Raw genomic sequence first — 19,062 nt, forward strand, 5'->3', positions numbered from 1 at the left:
CCAGCAAATTTGGAAATTGCATCGACGCAAGGGGTTGGGCAGCGGGCGCCCATGTGTTATCAGGCGTGCGCGAGACCCCCACTGAATCGGAAGCGATTTCCACCCTTATGTCCTGAATTTATCGGGCATAACGCCGAGCTTGTGGAGTCGGTCACAAGGTCGTAACTCTCTCGGTACGCACCCGAATCGCGAAGTCGGATTCGCGGGAAAACTGGTGCGTTTAGGTTACAGAAAAGCGGGCATAAGAATGCGGGAAGCTGTTTTCCGAAAAACAGCTTCCCGCATTGTGCAATTTATCGGCTCGGCCAGGTTTTCGAAACAGCCCGGCGGGCAGCCTCGATATCGACCTGCCGGCCCGCATCGGTCAGCGCCGCCCCCAGAGCCGCGAGCGAGGACAGCACCGCGCCCCGCGTCGCATCCGCCCCGTAATGGTTGACCCGGATCATCTCCTTGGACAGCGCCCCGCCGCCCGCGACCAGCGGCAGCGCGGGGTCCGCCGCCAGTGCCGCCGCGACCAGCGCGGCCGCGTCCGTCCCCGCCGGGGCGCGCAGCGTCGTCGCCACCGGGGCCGCGTCCCGAGCCTCGTGGACGTACGGCTCGAGACCGCCGCCCAGCGCCACCGCTCCGGCCCGGGTCGCCGCGGCGGCCGAGGCGTGCCGGGCCATCACCGTCTCCAGGCCCTCGTCCTCGATCCGGGCCACACACGCCTCCAGGCCCAGCATCTCCAGCTGCGCCGGGGCGTGCGGCAGAGCCGTGCGGCCGCCGTCGATCCAGCGCTCCTTCCAGTCCAGCAGCGAGAGGTAGGAGCGGCGCGGGGCGGTCGGGTTGGCGGCGATCCGCTCCCAGGCCCGCGCGCTCACCGACACCGCGGAGACCCCGGCGGGCCCGCCCATGGCCTTCTGCGCGCCGATCACGCACAGGTCGACGCCCCAGGCGTCCGGCAGCAGCGGTTCGGCGCCGACCGAGGCGACCGCGTCCAGCATGAACAGCGCGCCGTGCGCCCGGACCACCTCGCCGATCTCCGCGACCGGGTTGGTGTTGCCGGTCGCGGCCTCCGCGTGCACCAGCGAGACGAAGTCGATCTCCGGGTGCTCGGCCAGCGCCTCGGCGACCTGGCCGGCGGTCACCGCCGTGTGGAAGGGCACCGCGAGATCGACGACCTGCGCACCGCAGTCCCGCAGCCAGTTGCCGAAGGTCTGCCCGTACGGACCCGTGACCACGTTCAGCGCGGTCGAGCCGGGCCGCGCGCCGCTGCGGATACAGCCCTCCAGCGGCAGCAGCGCCTCGCCCTGGGTGATGACGACGTCCTGCTCCGTGGCGAGGAGCCGGGCCACGCGCCGCTCGATCGCCGCGAAGTGGCCGGCGGTCAGCGGGGGAAGATCGAGGAAGGGGTGCGTCACGGTGGGGCTCTCTTCGGGTTCGTCCGTCGGTCGAAAGGCACTGGCAGCCTACCGACGGCCCACCGGAGGCCTCGTACAGTGCCGCGTATGAGTGATCGGGTGAGCGGTCGGACGGCCGGCCGGACGGGTGGTCGAAGTGAGTGATCGGGAGGAGCGGCCGGTGCTGCGGGTGAAGGGCCGGGTGCTGGTCGGCCCGGACGAGGTGCGGGACGAACTGTGGGCGGTGGACGGGCGGATCACCTACGAGCGCCCGCCCGGCGCCGACGACGCGGTGACGGTCAGGGGCTGGGCGCTGCCCGGCCTCGTCGACGCCCACTGCCATGTCGGCCTGGACCGGCACGGACCGGTCGACGCGGCGACCGCGGAGAAGCAGGCGCTCACCGACCGGGAGACGGGGACCCTGCTGATCCGGGACGCCGGATCGCCCTCCGACACCCGCTGGATCGACGACCGCGAGGACCTGCCGAAGATCATCAGGGCCGGCCGCCACATCGCCAGGACCCGCCGCTACATCCGTAACTACGCGCACGAGATCGAGCCCGGCGACCTCGTCGCGTACGTCGCCCAGGAGGCCCGGCGCGGCGACGGCTGGGTCAAGCTCGTGGGGGACTGGATCGACCGCGACGCCGGGGACCTCACCGCCTGCTGGCCGCGCGGCGAGGTCGAGGCGGCCATCGCCGAGGCGCACCGCCTCGGCGCCCGGGTCACCGCGCACTGCTTCGCCGAGGAGTCGCTGCGCGATCTGGTGGAGGCGGGCATCGACTGCATCGAGCACGCCACCGGCCTCACCGAGGACACCATCCCTCTCTTCGCCGAACGCGGCGTCGCGATCGTCCCGACGCTGGTCAACATCGCCACCTTCCCCGACCTCGCGGCGGGCGGCGAGGCCAAGTTCCCCCGCTGGTCGGCCCATATGCGGCAGCTGTACGACCGCCGCTACGACACCGTGCGCTCCGCGTACGACGCCGGGATCCCGGTCTACGTCGGCACCGACGCGGGCGGCTCCCTGGCGCACGGCCTGGTCGCGGGCGAGGTCGCCGAGCTGGTCAAGGCGGGCATCCCGCCGCTGGAAGCACTCTCCGCGACCGCGTGGGGAGCCAGGCGCTGGCTGGGGCGGCCCGGCCTGGAGGAGGGGGCCCCGGCGGATCTGGTCGTGTACGACGCGGATCCGCGCGCGGACGTCCGGGTGCTGGCCGCGCCCCGCTACATCGTGCTGAACGGGAGGGTCATCGGCTGACCGGGCGGTGTGTTGACGGGCAGTGACGGATGCGGCCGTCGGCTCGTTGATGTAGCCCGGCCCGTCCACGCACCTCGGCCCCCGCCGCGTGAAACGGGTGACGCGGAGAGGCCGGAGGGAACGCACGTGCCGAAAGATTCGAATATGCGCGCGGAAACCCCCCTTTGGGGTGAACTCACGTCAGGTATCCGCCAGTTCACCCTCAGTGCGTAAAGATTCACGGAGTCGAGGCCGCCGGCGCGGGCGATGTCCCCCATTGGACTGCGCCGGTGGCTCCATGTCTCTTGTGGGGGTTCCACCATCTTGAACAGCAACACCTTCCGTCTCGCCGCCGTGGCGGTCGCCGCCGCCCCCGTCGCGCTGCTTGCCGCCGTCCCCGCGCACGCAGCCCCGGCGACGCCCACCACCGGCGGTGAGGGCAGGGCGAGCGCCGTTGTGCTCCGTACCGGACTCGACGTCTCGCTCCTCAACAAGTCCGTCCAGGTGCCCCTGAAGGTCACGCTCAACGAGGTGCAGGCCCCGGCCAGCGCCGAGAAGACCGCGCTGACCGTCAACCTGGACGGCGTGGAGGGCCGCCCGGTCAACGTGCTGCGCGCCGACGTGGCCACCGCCGATGCCACCGTCGACGAGCACAAGGCCGAGGGCTACACCAACCTGGCGAAGGCCCGGATCCATGTCCCCGGACTCGCGGCACTTCCGCTCGTCGAGGTCGAGAAGGTCACCTCCAAGGCGCTCTGCGAGACGGGCAAGCAGCCCGTCGCCGAGTCGAACGTGCTCGGCCATGTCGCGGTGCTCGGCAAGAAGGTGACGCTCAGCGCGGGCGGCCCGACCCAGGTGTCCGTGCCGGGCGTCGGCGAGGTCACCCTCGACCTGTCCAAGACGGTCACCACCGAGCGCACGGCGGCCGCGACGGCCCTCCAGCTCAAGGTGGCGGTCAACCCGCTGAAGCTCAACGTCGCCGAGGTCGACGGCGAGGTCACCCTCGCCGAGGCGACCTGCGAGACCCCGAAGGGGCCGAAGACGCCCGAGGAGCCGAAGACGCCCGAGGAGCCGAAGACGCCCGAAGAGCCGAAGACCCCTGAGGAGCCGAGCTCGACCGACGGCGGCTCCACGGGCGGCGGCGACGTGAAGACGCAGACCGGCTCCGACACGGGCACCGCCCCCACCGAGGCCAACCTCGCCGAGACCGGCGGCAGCTCCACCACCCCGTACATCGCGGGCGGCGCGGCCCTCCTCCTCGCCGTCGGCGCGGGCGCCACGGTGCTGGCGCGCAGGCGCAGCAGCGGCCAGAGCTGATCCGTACGACGGGGGACGGGGGCGGCACGACGGGGGACGGGGGCGGCGTTCGCACGGTGAGAACGCCGCCCCCGCGTTCCGGGCTCCCTCAGCGCCCCGATCTCGCGGGCAGTGCCTGCACGGCCTGGTCCAGGGCCTGGAGGAAACGATTGGTCGTGGCCCGGTCGCGGACCGCGAGCCGCAGCCACTGCGGCCCGAGCCCCGGGAACGTGTCGCCGCGCCGGGCCGCGAAGCCCAGCAGCCGCAGCCGCTCCCGGACGTCCGCCGCCCGCTCCAGCCGCACCAGCACGAACGGCCCCCGGGCCTCCTCCACCACCTCCACCTCGCTGAACTCCGCGAGACCGGCGAGCAGATGGGCCCGGTCCACCGTGATCCGGTCCGCCGCCTCCGCCGCCTCCACCAGCGCCCGCGGCTCCATGCACGCCGCCGCCGCCGCCAGCGCCGGGGTGGACACCGGCCACAGCGGCTGCGCATCGGCGAGCCGCGCCACCGTCTCCGGCTCGGCCAGCACGTAACCGATCCGCAGCCCGGCGAGCCCCCACGTCTTGGTGAGGCTGCGCAGCACCACGAGCCCCGGAACGTCCGTCCGGTCGCACAGTGCCTCGCGCTCGCCCGGCACGACGTCCATGAACGCCTCGTCGACCACCAGCGTCCGCCCCGGCCGCGCCAGCTTCTCCAGCAGGGCCGCCGGATGCAGCACGGACGTCGGGTTCGTCGGATTGCCGACCATCACGAGGTCCGCCTCCTCGGGCACCGCCGCCGGATCGAGCCGGAAGCCGTCCTCGGCCCGCAGCAGGACCCGCCCCACCTCGTGCCCGGCCGCCCGCAGCGCCGCCTCCGGCTCCGTGAACTGCGGGTGCACCACGACCGGGCGGCGCACCGGAAGCGCCCGGGCGATCAGGACGAACGCCTCGGCCGCGCCCGCCGTCAGCAGCACCCGCTCCACCGGCAGCCCGTGCCGGTCGGCCACCGCGGCCCGGGCGGACGACCCGTCGGGATAGGCGGCCAGCGAGGTGAGCGACGCGGCTATCCGCTCGCGCAGCCACGGGGGAGGGGTGTGGGTACGGACGTTCACGGCGAGATCGGTCAGATTCTCGCCGCGCACCTCCGCGTCGCCGTGGTGCCACAGGTCGGGCCCGGCACTCTCGATGTCCCGCGTGGGGGGATGCGTGGGGGGGTTCATGGCAGCCATGGTGAACGGGCGGGAGCCTGCCGTCACCGGTGAGGTGGAAGTTTTCCTGCCGGAAACATCGAAAGCCCCGTCGGCGGCCGGGAAACGGCGGGCCACCGCACAGGTCGCCACCCCCTTGGACATCCCCTTCACGGCCGCTTTCCCGACCGGGGCGCGGGTCTTCGGCACCACCAGCTCGTCCGCCTCGATCAGCGCGGCGGCCTCCGCGACCGACACCGTCCCCACCGCCGCGCCCACCGCGGCCGAGGGGTGCGGCACCCGGACCGCGGCCAGCGCCCCCGCCGGATGCGTGCGCACCGGCACCCCGAGCCGGGCCGCCGCCCCCACGATCCCCGGCTCGTCCCCCTTGGCGTCGACCGTGGCCACCTCCACCACGTCCGCCGGGTCCAGCCCCGCCCCGCTCAACACCGCCTCGATCAGCGCGAACACCGCGTCGCCCGAGGCTCCCCGGCGTGCGCCGACCCCCACCACCAGACTGCGGGCGCCGGACTCGGGTCCGGGGCCGAGGGATGCTCCGGTCATCGGCGGAGTCCTGCCTTTCAGGTCATACGTCTCGGTGGTACGGGGAAGGGGGCTGGACCGCTTCGTATACGAATCCGTATACGGAGGCCGGGCCCGGGCGACGGGGACGCCACCGGTAAGGACACCCTGAGATGCGCGGAGGGGGCCCGATCGGCTAGCAAGGCCCCATGGCGGTGTTCGTCGCGCTCGGCGCGTTCCTGATGACCCTGGCCGGCGGCTGGGTCGCCCAACGCGTCACCGACCGCCGCCATCTGGTGCTCGGCCTCGCGGGAGGGCTGATGCTCGGCGTCGTCGGCCTCGACCTCCTGCCGGAGGCGATCGAAGCGGCGGGCGAGCCGGTGTTCGGGGTGCCGATGGCGCTGCTGCTGTTCGTGGGCGGCTTCCTGGCGGCCCATCTGGTCGAGCGGCTGCTCTCCGCACGCCAGGTGGCGCACGGGGCGGGCGGTGGGCACCACGGCGACCGCGTACCTCAGGTCGGGCTGACGGCGGCCGCCGCGATGGTCGGCCACAGCCTGATGGACGGCATCGCGCTCGGCGCCGCCTTCCAGGTCAGCGGCTCCATGGGCGTGGCCGTCGCGCTGGCGGTGATCAGTCATGACTTCGCCGACGGATTCAACACGTACACCCTCACCAGTCTGTACGGGAACGCCCGCCGCAAGGCGCTCCTGATGCTGTTCGCGGCCGCCGTGGCACCGGTCGTGGGCGCGGCGACGACGCTGCTGTTCACCCTTCCGGAGGAACTGCTCGGCGGCTATCTCGGCTTCTTCGGCGGAGCCCTGCTCTACCTGGCCGCTGCGGAGATCCTTCCCGAGGCGCACCACACCCATCCCGCCCGCTCCACCCTTCTCTGCACCATCGGGGGCGTGGGCTTCATCTGGCTGGTCGTCGGCATCGCCGAGTGAGCCGCGCGTACGCCCCGGACGCCCCGGTGCGCCGGACGCGCCGCCGCCGAACGGGCCGGAAGCGACCGCCGGCACGCAGTCCGTGACGCCGGGCGGAGGTGATCCTCTCACCGTGCCGGATGCGCCCGGCAGTGCTCGACGAACCGTCGGGCCACCTCGGGCGACGCGGCCCAGTGGGTGTGCAGATAGCTCGCGTGCACGCCCCGCTGGACGTATCCCTCGACCCGCCGCTCCGGCTGGTGCATGCCCCAGGCGGGCGTGGTGCCCGCCGCCGGCTCCAGCACCGTCCGGTGGAACTCGTGCCCCCGCATCCGGGTCCCGGCCGCCGCCAGCGGGCTGTCCGAGACCGCCACCGCCTGCCGGTACCCGAGCGTGAGGCGCTCCGACATCCGGGCCTCGGCGTCGAGCACGCCGCACATCGGCTTCCCGTCCAGCTCCCGGGCCAGATACAGCAGCCCCGCACACTCGGCGGCCACCGGCGCCCCGCTCAGGGCCAGTTCCGTGACCGCCCGCCGCAACGGCTCGTTGGCCGACAGCTCGGGGGCGTACACCTCCGGGAACCCGCCGCCGATGACGAGCCCCGCCGTCCCCGTCGGCAGCTTCTCGTCCCGCAGCGGATCGAAGGTCACGACCTCCGCACCGGCCGCCGTCAGCAGCTCGGCGTGCTCCGCGTAGGCGAAGGTGAACGCCGCCCCGCCGGCCACGGCGACAACCGGCTTCTCGGCGCCGGGCCCCGCGGCGTACGCGGGCGCCCACGGCTCGTCCGCCAGCGCGGGAGCCGTCCGGGCCAGCGCCAGCAGCGCGTCCAGGTCGCACCCGGCGCGCACCCGCTCGCCCATGGCCCGTACGGCGTCCACCGCGTCGCTCTGCCGCTCGGCCACCGGGACCAGACCCAGGTGCCGCGAGGGCGTCGCGACCTGCGGGGCCCGCCGGATCACCCCGAGCACCGGCAAACCCGACTCGTCCAGCGCGTCCCGCAGCAGCGCCTCGTGCCGGTCCGAGGCCACCTTGTTCAGGATCACCCCGCCGATCCGCACCTCCGGGTCCCACGAGGCGAACCCGTGCACCAACGCCGCCACCGACCGGGACTGCGAGGACGCGTCCACCACCAGCACCACGGGCGCCTTGAGCAGCTTCGCCACCTGCGCGGTCGACGCCAGCTCCCCCTGGCCCGCCCGTCGCCCACCACCACCCTGTCCGAGCACTTCGTGCACTGCTTGAATTCCAGCACCGTCGTACAGCCCCATCACGCCCTCGACCACGGCGAGGTCGCACCCCGCCGACCCGTGCGCGAAGAGCGGGGCGACGAGATCCGTCCCGCACATGTACGCGTCGAGGTTCCGGCCGGGGCGGCCCGTCGCCAGGGAGTGGTAGCCCGGATCGATGTAGTCCGGGCCGACCTTGTGCGGCGAGACGGCGAGACCGCGCGCCGCGAAGGCGGCCATCAGACCGGTGGCGACGGTGGTCTTGCCGCTGCCCGAGGCCGGAGCGGCGATGACCAGTCGGGGCACACTCACCACTCGATGCCCCTCTGGCCCTTCTGCCCCGCGTCCATCGGGTGCTTGACCTTCGACATGTCGGTCACCAGATCGGCGGCCTCGACGAGCTTGTCGGGCGCGTTGCGGCCGGTGATCACCACATGCTGGGTGCCGGGCCGGTTCCGCATGACCTCGACGACCTCATCGGTGTCGATCCAGCCCCAGTGCATCGGATAGGCGAACTCGTCGAGCACGTACAGCTTGTACGTCTCGGCCGCCAGGTCGCGCTTGACCTGCTCCCAGCCCTCGCGGGCCTTCTCCTCGTTGTCGAGCTGGCCGTCGCGCTGGACCCAGGACCAGCCCTCGCCCATCTTGTGCCAGTCGACGGTGCCGCCCTCGCCGCTCGCGCCCAGCACCTTCAGCGCGTTCTCCTCGCCGACCTTCCACTTCGCCGACTTCACGAACTGGAACACCCCGATCGGCCACCCCTGGTTCCACGCCCGCAGCGCGAGCCCGAAGGCGGCGGTCGACTTGCCCTTCCCGATGCCCGTGTGGACGAACAGGAGCGGGCGGTTGCGCCGCTGACGGGTGGTGAGCCCGTCGTCCGGCACCGATGTCGGCTGTCCCTGCGGCATTAAGCGGCCCTCCCGGCTGCGGTGACGTCCTTGACGAGCCCGGCGATCGAGTCGGCCCGCAGCTCGTCGAGCGTGACGGCGGTGCCTCCCAGTTCCCGGGCCAGCTCCCCGGCGAGACCGAGGCGCACGTACCCCGACTCGCAGTCCACGACGACGGACGCGGTCCCCTCCGAGCGGTGCAGCCGCCCGGCCCGCCCCGCGAGCGCCACGGGCTCCGGCCCGCCGGTCGCCCGCCCGTCCGTCACGACGACGAGCAGGGGCCGCCGCGACGGATCGCGCAGCCGCTCCACCCGCAGCACGTCATGAGCCTTCAGCAGCCCGGCGGCCAGCGGAGTGCGCCCGCCCGTCGGCAGCGACTCCAGCCGGGCGGCGGCCGCGTCCACGGACGAGGTCGGCGGCAGCGCCACGTCGGCCTCCTTGCCCCGGAAGGTGACCAGACCGACCTTGTCCCGCCGCTGGTAGGCGTCCAGCAGCAGCGACAGCACGGCCCCCTTGACCGCGCTCATCCGCTGCCGGGCCGCCATCGACCCGGACGCGTCCACGACGAACAGCACGAGGTTGCCCTCACGCCCCTCCCGGGTCGCCTGCCGCAGATCGTCCCGCCGCACCACCAGCCCGCGCCCACTGCGCCCGCGCGCACGCTGGTGCGGGGCGGCGGCCTGCACGGTGGCGGCCAGGTGCAACTTGGTCAGCGCGCCCTGCGGCCGGACCGCTCCTGTGGTCCGACCATGCTCGGTGCGGGCCCGGGAGCGCCGCCCCGCGGCGCCTTCGCCGAGCCCCGGCACGCTGAGCATCTTCGTCCGGAACGGTTCGGCGGCGGCCACGGGCTGCTGCTCGCCACCGGCGGGCTGTCCGGGCGTGTCGGGCGCGCTCCCGGGGGCCGGGGACGACGTGTCCTCACTCTGCGAGGCCGACGGCGGAGTGCGGTCACCATCGGCCTGGGGCGGCACACCCCCGCCCCCACCGCCGTCGCCCCCGCCATCGGGCCCGGGATCGGGATCGTCGTCGTCGCTCCCGTCCTCCTGCGGGCCGGCCTCGTCCAGCGTCTGGTCGAGCTTGTCCTCGTCCAGACCGGGCGCGTCGAACGGGTTGCGCCGCCGCCGGTGGGGGAGGGCCAGCAGGGCGGCCTGCCGTACGTCGTCGGCGGTGACCTCCTCGCGGCCCGCCCAGGCGGCGAGCGCGGTGGCGGTACGGGCCATCACGATGTCGGCCCGCATCCCGTCGACCTCGAACGCGGCGCAGGTCGCGGCGATCTGCCGCAGCACGCCGTCGCTCAGCACGACCCGGGGCAGCAGGACCCGCGCGGCGGCGATCCGCTCACGCAGGGCGCCCTCCTCCCCGGCCCAGCGCGCGGCGAAGCCCTCCGGGTCGTCGTCGTACGCGAGCCGGCGCCGCACGACCTCGACCCGCTCGTCGGTGTCCCGGGACGCGGAGACCTCCACGGTCAGCCCGAACCGGTCCAGCAACTGCGGCCGCAGCTCGCCCTCTTCCGGGTTCATCGTTCCGACCAGCAGGAACCTTGCCGCATGCCGTACGGAGACGCCCTCGCGCTCGACGTACGAGGCACCCATGGCCGCCGCGTCCAGCAGCAGGTCCACCAGGTGGTCGTGGAGGAGGTTGACCTCGTCGACGTACAGGATCCCGCGGTGCGCGTCGGCCAGCAGCCCCGGCTCGAACGCCTTCACGCCCTCCGAGAGAGCCCGCTCGATGTCGAGTGCCCCCACGAGCCGGTCCTCGGACGCCCCGACGGGCAGCTCCACGGTCCGCGCCGGACGCGTCACCCCGGCCGCCTCCGCGTGCGGCCCGTCAGGACACGCCGGATCGGGGGAGCCGGGGTCACAGGAGAACCGGCACCCGGGTACGACGGGGACCTCGGGCATCAGCGCGGCGAGCGCCCGCACGGCGGTGGACTTGGCGGTCCCCTTCTCACCGCGCACGAGCACACCGCCTACGGCCGGACTGACGGCGTTCAGCAACAGCCCGAGCCGCAGGTCGTCCTGCCCGACGATCGCGGTGAAGGGATACGGCGTACTCACAAGGCCTCCTCGTCGACATGCTGTTCAGCTTCTTGCCCGAGCCCGTCGGGCGTGGCTCCCGCGGACCCGGCAATGTCAAGCCCCTCCGGCGATTGAGGAGCGGGGTCCGGGGCAGCGCCCCGGCTCTCCGGTCCACCCGCTCCCAACGGCGGCGCCCCCGGCGGCACGAACGGCAACCCAGCCGGAGCACCCCCCTCGATCAACCCCCACAACGCATCCGTGTCCGCATGCTCCTCCACCAGATCCCCGAGCCGATCCAGCTGCTCCTCCCGCAGCACCCCGAAACTCGTGTCCGGCGCGGGAACGAACCGCCGCCCGGCGGCCCGGGCCACCTCCACCAGGAACCGCCGCCGGAACGCATCGCTCTCCAGCGACCCGTGCCAGTGCGTCCCCCACACCGCCCCCACCCGGCACCCGTCCAGGAACGGCTCACCGCCCCGTACGTCGGCCACCCCGTGGTGGATCTCGTACCCCTCCACGGGCTCGCCCAGCGCCGAACCGACCGGCCGCGCCAGCGTCTTGTCCCGGTCGAAGCGAATCCGTACGGGAAGGACCCCCAGCCCGTCCACGACCCCCGCCCGCGACTCCACCTCGTCCTCGATGCGCTCACCGAGCACCTGGAACCCGCCGCAGATCCCCAGCACCGGACGCCCCTCGGCCGCCCGCCGCACCAGCGCGTCCGCGAGCCCGCGCTCACGCAGCCAGGCCAGCGCCTTCACCGTGCCGCGCGTCCCCGGCACGATCACCAGGTCCGCGTCGGCCAGCTCCTCCGCCCGGTCCACGAACCGCACGACGACGCCCGGTTCGGCCGCCAGCGCGTCCACGTCCGTGAAGTTGGACATCAACGGCACCGCGCAGACCGCGACCCGCAGCACGTCCCCCCCGTGGGGCGGCGCCACGACCGACTCCCGCACCGCACCCCGCAGGGAGACCCGCAGACCGTCCTCCTCGTCGATGCCGAGCCCATGGGCGTACGGCAGCACCCCGTACGTCCGCCGCCCGGTCAGCCCGTACAGCATGTCGAGCCCCGGCTCCAGCAGCGAGACGTCGCCCCGGAACTTGTTCACCAGATAGCCCGCGACCAGCGACTGGTCCTGTGCGCTCAGCAGCGCCGTCGTCCCGAAGAACGAGGCGAAGACCCCGCCCCGGTCGATGTCCCCGACGACCAGCACGGGGAAGCGGGCGGCCCGCGCGATGCCCATGTTCACGATGTCGGTGCGCCGGAGGTTGATCTCGGCGGGGGAGCCCGCCCCCTCGCAGATCACCGCGTCGTACGTCGACCGCAGCTGCTCCAGGCAGTCCGTGACCGTGCCGAGCAGCGCCTCCTGACGGCCCCCGTGGTACCCGCGGGCGCTCATCTCGCCGACCGGCTTCCCCATCAGGACGACCTGGCTGGACCGGTCGCTGCCGGGCTTCAGCAGCACCGGGTTCATCAGGGCCGTCGGCTCCACCCGGGCGGCCTGCGCCTGCATCGCCTGGGCGCGCCCGATCTCCGCGCCCTCACGGGTCACAAAGGAGTTGAGGGACATGTTCTGCGCCTTGAACGGCGCGACCTTCACCCCCCGGCGCACCAGCCAGCGGCAGATCCCCGCGGTGACGACGCTCTTGCCCGCGTCCGACGTGGTGCCCGCGACCAGCAGCCCGCCGCTCATGCCCGTCCCCGTTCGCGTACCGCACGCGACTGCGCCCCACCGCTCATGCCCGTCCCCGCTTCCGTCCTGTCGACGACCGTCCCGCGACCGACCGCCGCGCGACCAGGTGGCCCGCCGCCAGCCGGCCCGCCACGCACACGCCCAGAGCCAGCGCACTCACCCGGCGCGACAGCCGCACCGCGCGCTCGATGTCCGCGCCCCGCACATCCCGCCCGGCCGCCCCGTTCAGCACGGGCCGGTGCTCGACGCGCCCCGCGTACGCGAGCGTGCCGCCCAGCCGTACGCCGAGCGCCCCCGCGAACGCCGCCTCCACCGGGCCCGCGTTCGGGCTCGGGTGGCGGTGCGCGTCCGCCTTCCAGGCGCGTACGGCCCGGGCGGGCCGCCCGCCGCCCGCCACGGCCAGCGCGGCCGTCAGCCGGGCGCCCGGCCATCCCGCCACGTCGTCCAGGCGGGCCGAGGCCCAGCCGTAGCGGCGGTAGCGGGGCGACTTGTGGCCGACCATCGCGTCCAGCGTGTTCACCGCCCGGAAGCCGACGAGCCCCGGCACCCCGCCGATCGCCCCCCACACCAGCGCGCCGACGACGGCGTCCGAGGTGTTCTCGGCGACCGACTCCACGACCGCGCGGGCGATCCCCGGCGCGTCCAGGGAGTGCGGATCGCGCCCGCACAGATGCGGCAGCCGCTCCCGGGCCACCTCCAGGTCCCCGGCGGCGAGTGCGCCCCCGATGGCGCGGGCCTCCCGGCCCAGCGACGTACCGCCGACGACGGACCAGGCGGTGGCGGCGGTCAGCGCGACGGCGAGCGCCGGGCGTCCCCGAACGGCGCGGGCGGTCAGCGCGGCGGCCCCCACGGCGCCTCCGGCGCACACCAGGGTGTGCAGCGCGCCCCGGCCACGGTCGTCACGCCACAACAGGGACTCGACCCGCGCCGCGGCGCGCCCGAAGCCGGCGACGGGGTGGCCCCGCCGCGGATCGCCGAACAGCGCGTCGGCGACCATTCCCGCCGTGGCGCCGTACACGAAGATGCGATCGGCACGCACGGGTCAGCCCGTCGTGGAAAGAGGCGATCCGGCACGGAGGGCCACATGAAGGGGCACAGGAAGCGGCGCGGGGAACGGCGCACGGCGGCCGGGCATGGCGTAGGTCCTCACTCAGGGTCCGCGCCCTGGTTCGACGTGACCGGCGACGAGAGTCTCCTGGCTCCCGGATCCGCAGTTCCCCCGGCCTTCCAGCCCGCGTACCGCGAGCCGTGACGTCCGGTGTGGGGGAGTGCTCCCCGGTGACAGTGGCGGGACCGCGCCGGATTCGCACCGGCTTCCTCTGCTGTCGCCGTAAATGGCTCCGGCAGTCCACCACGCCCCGAGAACAGCCGTCAACTCGCTGTTGACCTGCGGGGCTCCATTGTGGGCGGACGCACACACGGACGCGCATCGGGCCGGACACACGAGGGTGTGTCCGGCCCGAAGGAGTGCGAGGAACGCGGGGAAACGGGGTCAGGCGACGATCAGGTAGATCCCGTACGAGACCGCCGCCACGCACAGCCCGAAGCAGGTGTACGCGCCGGTGCGCGCCAGCGCGGCCGACCCGCCGGAGGCGCTGCCTCCGGCCGTCGCGGACTGCTTGGAGAGGGCGACGATGCCCAGGGTGAAGAGGCCGACCAGCGCGACGGTGACCACGAGGCTGACACCGAAGACGGAGGCGAGGGCTGCCCAGTCGATTTTCATGCGGATGTGTCCTTACACCTTGGCCGGCGGCCGGGCCGGGTCGTCGGGCGCCGAGGCCGGGGCCGGGATGGTGGTCGTGAGGTCGGAGGCCGGGCCGCCGACGGGCGGCGGCTGGACCGCGGCGATGGCCGTGGTGACGACCCCCTGGGGCTCGTCGCCGTCCGTGTCGTTGACGTTGGTGTGGTCGACCGGCTGGCGGCGCGAGGCCAGCCAGATGGCGAACGAACCGCCCACCAGGATGACCGCCGTGACGGCGACACCCCAGGGGCCCTGCTTGGTCAGGAACTCGGCGCCCGCGCCGACCAGTCCCGCGGCCGGCAGGGTCAGACCCCAGGCGACGAACATCCGGGTGGCGGTGGACCAGCGGACCACGCCCCCCTTGCGGCCGAGGCCCGAGCCCATCACGGCGCCGGAGCAGGACTGGGTGGTGGAGAGCGAGAAGCCGAGGTGCGAGGAGGCCAGGATGACGGTCGCCGCGCTGGTCTGGGCGGCGAAGCCCTGCGGCGGCTGGAGGTCGGTCAGGCCCTTGCCCATGGTGCGGATGATGCGCCAGCCACCGAGGTAAGTGCCGAGAGCGATGGCGACACCGGCGGAGACGATGACCCACATGGGCGGGTTGGAGCCGGGGGCCAGGACACCGCTGGTGACCAGGGCCAGGGTGATGATGCCCATCGTCTTCTGGGCGTCGTTGGTGCCGTGGGCGAGCGAGACGAGACCGGCGGAGGCGATCTGCCCGGCCCGGTAGCCCTTGGCGGTCGACTTGAGCTGGTTCGGGTCCGTGACGTTCCGGTTGATCCGGTACGTCAGCCGGGTGGCCAGCATCGCGGCGATACCGGCGACCAGCGGGGCGGCGATCGCGGGGAGCAGCACCTTGGTGACGACGGTGCCGCCGTTGATCGAGGACCAGCCGGCCGACATGACCGCGGCACCGATCAGACCGCCGAACAGGGCGTGGGAGGAGCTGGAAGGCAGCCCCAGCAGCCAGGTCAGGAGATTCCACAGGATGGCGCCGACGAGCGCCGCGAAGATGACTTCTGTTCTGATGCCGTCTTCGTTGACGATCCCGCCGGAGATCGTCTTGGCGACCTCCACCGACAGGAACGCGCCGATCAGGTTGAGAACGGCGGACATGGCCACCGCTGTCTTGGGCTTCATCGCGCCGGTCGAGATGGTGGTCGCCATCGCGTTGGCGGTGTCGTGGAAACCGTTCGTGAAATCGAACACGAGAGCTGTTACGACCACAATCGCAAGCAGCAGCGTGATGTGTTCCATTTACCCAGGCAATCGTTCGACGTCAGTGGCTCGTGGACCGTAGGCAACCTGGGTGAACGGAAGATGAACTGAGCAGGGCGCTACGGTGACCCCAAGCGGAGTCCGATGCTTCCGCTTGTGTACGAGTGGGGTTGTGCGAGGCCGGTGGGGCGCGGCGTGGGCTGCCCTTTGCCCCCCGTTGGCCAACATTTTGGACGGCTGTTCGGCACCCGGAAGAGATCCCCGTCACGCCCTGTGTGACGTTCCGGTTGCGCGGCTTCACCCCTACGCTCGCCCCATGAGCGAGCAGCAGCCGGAATCCGTCCGCCAGGCCTGGCGGGACGTCGTCGACACGGCCCGCCGGAGCGCGGCCGACGGCCTCGTCGTCGGCACCTCCGGCAACGTCTCCGCCCGCGTCGGCGACCTCGTCCTGGTGACGCCCAGCGGAGTGCCCTACGACCGGCTCGGCCCGGACGACGCGGTCGGCGTCGACCTGGAAGGAAACCAGGTCATCGGGGACCTCGGGCCGACCAGCGAGCTCCCCCTCCACCTGGCGGTCTACCGCTCCACCGACGCCGCCGCCGTCGTCCACACCCACGCCGTGCACGCCACCGCCGTCTCCACCCTCGTCGCCGAGGTCCCGCTCGTGCACTACGCGGCGGCCATCCTCGGCGGCCCCGTCCGCACCGCCGCCTACGCCCGCTACGGCACCCCGGAGCTGGCCGACGCCATGCTCGAAGCCCTCCGCGGCCGCACGGGCTGCCTGCTCGCCAACCACGGCACCGTCACCTACGGCGACACACTCGACCAGGCCTACGACCGCACCGCCCAGCTGGAGTGGCTGTGCCACCTCTGGCTCACCGCGAGCTCGGTGCCCGGCCACACCCCGGCCCTGCTCTCCACGGCCCAGCTGGCCGAGGTGACCCAGGCGCTCAAGGGGTACGGCCAGCGCGGCTGACCGGGCGGGTCCGGGGCGGGTCCGGGCCGCCCGAGGACGGCTCCGCCCCGGACGGCCCCCGCCCGCTGGCAGCCCGTCCGCCGCCCCACGACACTGAAGCGGTGCGCCCGGTAACCGCGACGGCAGCGGCCGTCACCTCGATCCTCGGCGTCGGTGCGGCAGCGGTCGCGGCCGGCCGGTACGCCAGCGACGTCGCCCTCAAGGCGACGCCCGGACGTCCCCTCCCCGCCGACCGCAGACTCACCGTGCACGCCACCGCGGCCGGGCAGGTCACCCTGACCCGGTCCTTCTCGGCGCTCCGGCCCGGCACCTGGGGTATCGCCGGATCCGGGGTCCACGCGGTCGTCGGCCCCGTCGTCGAAGGGGCCTCCGAGGGCGCCGACACCGTCGTCCGCAGGCTGGAGAGCGTCGGTCAGGGGATCCTCGAACCGGGCACGAGGGTCCGGCTCACCCCCGCCCTGTACGGCGGCGACCCCGGCAGCGACCTCGGCCTCGACCACAGCGAGGTCGAGATCCCCGGCGAGCTCGGGGCCCTGCCCGCCTGGTACGTCCCCGGCGCACGCGACACCTGGATCATCACCGTGCACGGCCTCGGCGCCACCCGGGCGCACCCCATGAACCTCATGGGCTTCCTGCACCGGCAGCGCTTCCCCGTGCTCGACCTCGCCTACCGCGGCGACCCCGGGGCCCCCCGCCCCGCCGACGGCCTCGGCCACTTCGGCGCCTCCGAGTGGCGCGACGTCGACGCCGCCGTCCGCTACGCCCTGCGCTACGGGGCCCGGAACGTGATCGTGCACGGCTGGTCCACCGGCGCCACCATGGCCCTGTACGCCGCCGTCGAGTCCCCGCTCCGCGACCGGATCAGCGGCCTCGTCCTCGACTCCCCGGTGCTGGACTGGCCGGTCACCCTGCGCGCCCTGGCCGCCGCCCGCGGCGTCCCGGCCGCCCTGCTGCCGCTCGCCGTCCGCGCCGCCCAGGGCCGGACCGGGATGGGCGCCACCCCCGTGCTGGAGACCTCCGTACCGGCCTCCCTGCGCACCCCGACCCTGATCCTGCACGGCCCCGACGACACGATCGCCCCGTGGGGCCCCTCCCGCGAACTCGCCGCCCGGCGCGCGGACCTGGTCAGCCTGCACGCCGTACCGCAGGCTCCGCATGCGGCGATGTGGAACGTCGGCCCGGACCGCTACGAGGAGACCCTGCGGCGCTTCCTCACGCCTCTGATGTGAGCCGATGGGGTGAACTCTCCCCTTTGCCGCCGCGCCCGGGGAACCTTTCACGTACCGGTGAAACGGCTTCCGTTTGGGCTTTCGGGCCGTCAGGGGCAAGACTGCTCCCGTGACGTCCCGTACTCCGCGCGACTCCAGGCTGCGACTTGTCCGCCCGCGACCCCTCGCCACGGCCCGCAAGGCCGTGACCAACCGGCGCACCAGGCCGGCACCCCGGCCCCCCGAGGGCACCCCGCCCCGCGCGGAACTGGCCCGCCAGGCCAGGGCGGTGCTCGCCGACGCCGTACGCATCGCCCACTGGGCGGCCGGCACCCCGGGCCCCGGCACCGCCACCCCGCTCGCGGCCCACGCCCTCGAACGTGCGGCCGCCGTCCTGGAGCTCTCCCCGGCGCAGGTCCGCGCCGGCTGGGACCGGGCCCGGCTGGCCGGACTCGTCGAACTGCACGGCGACACCGCCCGCCCCGGGTGGCGGCTGCGCGCCTGGGACCGGGACGACTCCGCCGTGCTGCGCGGCTGGGTGGCGCTCTTCGACGCCTGGTCGCTCGTCCATCCCGCACCCGCAGGCATCGAGGCGGGCGCGGTCGCCGAAGCCGTCGAGGCCGTGCCCCAGGTGCTCTCCCTCCTCCAGCTCTCGGCGGGCCCCGTCACCGTCCCCGCCCTGCTGGACCTCCTCGGCCAGCGCGTCGCCGAACTCCAGGAGGAGCGCTGCGAAGTGCCCCTGGGTCCCGGCAGAACCGCGCCCGGCGCCCCCGCCGGGCCGGTAGAGACGGCCGCCGACCAGGCCGCCGACCGGGCCACCGCACCCGCCCGGAGCGCCGACCTCAACGCCTTGCTGCTCGACTGGGCCCTGGAGGGCCTCGCCGCCGTCGGAGCGCTGACCCTCGGCAAAGGGCACGCCACCCTCACCCCGCTCGGCAACTGGGCGGTCTGGGTCAAGCTGGAACAGATCTGCGTCGCCGCCCAGAGCCCGGCCGGAAACATCGAACAGTCCGCCGCCGACATGCTCCTCGGCTGCGCCCGGCTCACCCCGGGGCCGGCCCGCGACGAATACCGCGCCTGGCTCGCCGCCCGCACCGTCGGCAGCGCCGTCGCCGAACTGCTCGCCGTCGCCCGGGGCGAGGACGCGCTGCTGCGCGGACTGGCCTTCGAGGCGCTGCGCGTCGTCGGCGCCCCCGCCGAACCCGAGGTCCGCGCCGTCCTCGCCGAACCCTCGCTGCGCCCCTACGCGCTGCTCTGGCTCGCCGAGTACGAGGGCAACGACCCCGACGACGCCCAGGACGTCCTCAGCCGTGAGGAGTCCACCTGGCTCTGGGTCGACACGGCCGCCGCCGTCGCCGACCACGGTGAGACCGGACTCCTGGTGCGCCATCTCGACTCCGCCGTGCAGGGCACCGTCCCGGCCCTCCTCGACGAGGTCAGGGCCGTCGGCCACCCCCGCACCGTCCAGGTCCTGGTCGCCCTGGCCGCGGCCCACCCGGACCCGACCCTGGCCAAAGCGGTCCGCCGGGCCGCCTTCCAGGTGCACACCGGAGGAGCCTGACCCGTACGTCG

At 73.8% G+C, this 19,062-nt stretch carries 15 protein-coding genes and 1 riboswitch; of the genes, 6 read left to right on the forward strand and 9 right to left on the reverse strand.

All coding sequences use genetic code 11. The features are described from left to right. Nucleotides 1–293 precede the first annotated feature (293 nt). Nucleotides 294–1,400 (reverse strand): pyridoxal-phosphate-dependent aminotransferase family protein, encoded by a 1,107-nt coding sequence (locus IE140_RS09915; RefSeq protein WP_150195014.1) that lies wholly within the window; start codon nucleotides 1,398–1,400, stop codon nucleotides 294–296. Nucleotides 1,401–1,560: 160 nt separating this feature from the next. On the opposite strand from IE140_RS09915, the gene IE140_RS09920 reads away from it, so the two are divergent. Further along, nucleotides 1,561–2,637 (forward strand): amidohydrolase family protein, encoded by a 1,077-nt coding sequence (locus tag IE140_RS09920; protein WP_150195044.1) that lies wholly within the window; start codon nucleotides 1,561–1,563, stop codon nucleotides 2,635–2,637. Between the two features lie 303 nt (nucleotides 2,638–2,940). After that, nucleotides 2,941–3,933: an SCO1860 family LAETG-anchored protein gene (locus tag IE140_RS09925; protein ID WP_093805666.1), complete on the forward strand. Its 993-nt coding sequence runs from the start codon at nucleotides 2,941–2,943 to the stop codon at nucleotides 3,931–3,933. Nucleotides 3,934–4,021: 88 nt separating this feature from the next. On the opposite strand, the gene cobC is transcribed toward IE140_RS09925, so the two are convergent. Beyond that, nucleotides 4,022–5,647 (reverse strand): Rv2231c family histidinol phosphate aminotransferase CobC, encoded by a 1,626-nt coding sequence (cobC, locus tag IE140_RS09930; RefSeq protein WP_150195012.1) that lies wholly within the window; start codon nucleotides 5,645–5,647, stop codon nucleotides 4,022–4,024. 167 nt (nucleotides 5,648–5,814) lie between these two features. Between cobC and IE140_RS09935 the strand changes: the two genes are divergently transcribed. Beyond that, nucleotides 5,815–6,549 carry a ZIP family metal transporter gene (locus IE140_RS09935; protein ID WP_032761394.1) on the forward strand — a complete coding sequence of 245 codons (735 nt, stop codon included), beginning with the start codon at nucleotides 5,815–5,817 and terminating at the stop codon, nucleotides 6,547–6,549. A gap of 107 nt (nucleotides 6,550–6,656) precedes the next feature. On the opposite strand, the gene IE140_RS09940 is transcribed toward IE140_RS09935, so the two are convergent. From IE140_RS09940 to IE140_RS09970, 7 genes are all read right to left on the reverse strand, one after another. Next, complete coding sequence (locus IE140_RS09940; RefSeq protein WP_150195010.1) at nucleotides 6,657–8,069, reverse strand: cobyrinic acid a,c-diamide synthase CobB; 1,413 nt, start codon at nucleotides 8,067–8,069, stop codon at nucleotides 6,657–6,659. Continuing rightward, on the reverse strand, nucleotides 8,063–8,662 hold the full coding sequence (cobO, locus tag IE140_RS09945) for a cob(I)yrinic acid a,c-diamide adenosyltransferase (RefSeq protein ID WP_006123614.1): 600 nt from the start codon (nucleotides 8,660–8,662) through the stop codon (nucleotides 8,063–8,065). The genes IE140_RS09940 and cobO overlap by 7 nt, the downstream gene beginning before the upstream one ends. Continuing rightward, nucleotides 8,662–10,698: a putative cobaltochelatase gene (locus tag IE140_RS09950; RefSeq protein ID WP_150195008.1), complete on the reverse strand. Its 2,037-nt coding sequence runs from the start codon at nucleotides 10,696–10,698 to the stop codon at nucleotides 8,662–8,664. Before IE140_RS09950 ends, cobO begins: the two co-directional genes overlap by 1 nt. Continuing rightward, entirely contained in the window at nucleotides 10,695–12,350 is a 1,656-nt protein-coding gene (locus IE140_RS09955; protein WP_189460287.1) for a cobyric acid synthase, read from the reverse strand. Before IE140_RS09955 ends, IE140_RS09950 begins: the two co-directional genes overlap by 4 nt. Before the next feature lie 43 nt (nucleotides 12,351–12,393). Then, on the reverse strand, nucleotides 12,394–13,389 hold the full coding sequence (locus IE140_RS09960) for a cobalamin biosynthesis protein (protein WP_109178099.1): 996 nt from the start codon (nucleotides 13,387–13,389) through the stop codon (nucleotides 12,394–12,396). A 150-nt stretch (nucleotides 13,390–13,539) separates the two neighbouring features. Beyond that, a riboswitch (cobalamin riboswitch) is annotated at nucleotides 13,540–13,669 on the reverse strand. 173 nt (nucleotides 13,670–13,842) lie between these two features. After that, a complete protein-coding gene (locus IE140_RS09965) occupies nucleotides 13,843–14,073 on the reverse strand; it encodes a hypothetical protein (RefSeq protein WP_093444451.1) in 231 nt (76 codons plus the stop codon). Between the two features lie 12 nt (nucleotides 14,074–14,085). Next, the gene (locus tag IE140_RS09970) at nucleotides 14,086–15,345 is read right to left on the reverse strand and encodes an inorganic phosphate transporter (protein ID WP_032761387.1); all 1,260 of its coding nucleotides are present in this window, start codon (nucleotides 15,343–15,345) and stop codon (nucleotides 14,086–14,088) included. Between the two features lie 277 nt (nucleotides 15,346–15,622). On the opposite strand from IE140_RS09970, the gene IE140_RS09975 reads away from it, so the two are divergent. The 3 genes from IE140_RS09975 to IE140_RS09985 all read left to right on the forward strand — a co-directional run bounded on the left by IE140_RS09975 (nucleotide 15,623) and on the right by IE140_RS09985 (nucleotide 19,051). Continuing rightward, nucleotides 15,623–16,282, forward strand: coding sequence for a class II aldolase/adducin family protein (locus tag IE140_RS09975; protein WP_150193799.1), 660 nt, complete (start codon nucleotides 15,623–15,625; stop codon nucleotides 16,280–16,282). A gap of 101 nt (nucleotides 16,283–16,383) precedes the next feature. Next, the gene (locus tag IE140_RS09980) at nucleotides 16,384–17,511 is read left to right on the forward strand and encodes an alpha/beta hydrolase (RefSeq protein WP_150193800.1); all 1,128 of its coding nucleotides are present in this window, start codon (nucleotides 16,384–16,386) and stop codon (nucleotides 17,509–17,511) included. Nucleotides 17,512–17,695: 184 nt separating this feature from the next. Then, nucleotides 17,696–19,051: a hypothetical protein gene (locus tag IE140_RS09985; RefSeq protein WP_150193821.1), complete on the forward strand. Its 1,356-nt coding sequence runs from the start codon at nucleotides 17,696–17,698 to the stop codon at nucleotides 19,049–19,051. The last annotated feature ends 11 nt before the right edge of the window (nucleotides 19,052–19,062 follow it).

The sequence above is a fragment of the Streptomyces parvus genome, assembly GCF_014648875.1.
GTDB lineage: Bacteria > Actinomycetota > Actinomycetes > Streptomycetales > Streptomycetaceae > Streptomyces > Streptomyces parvus.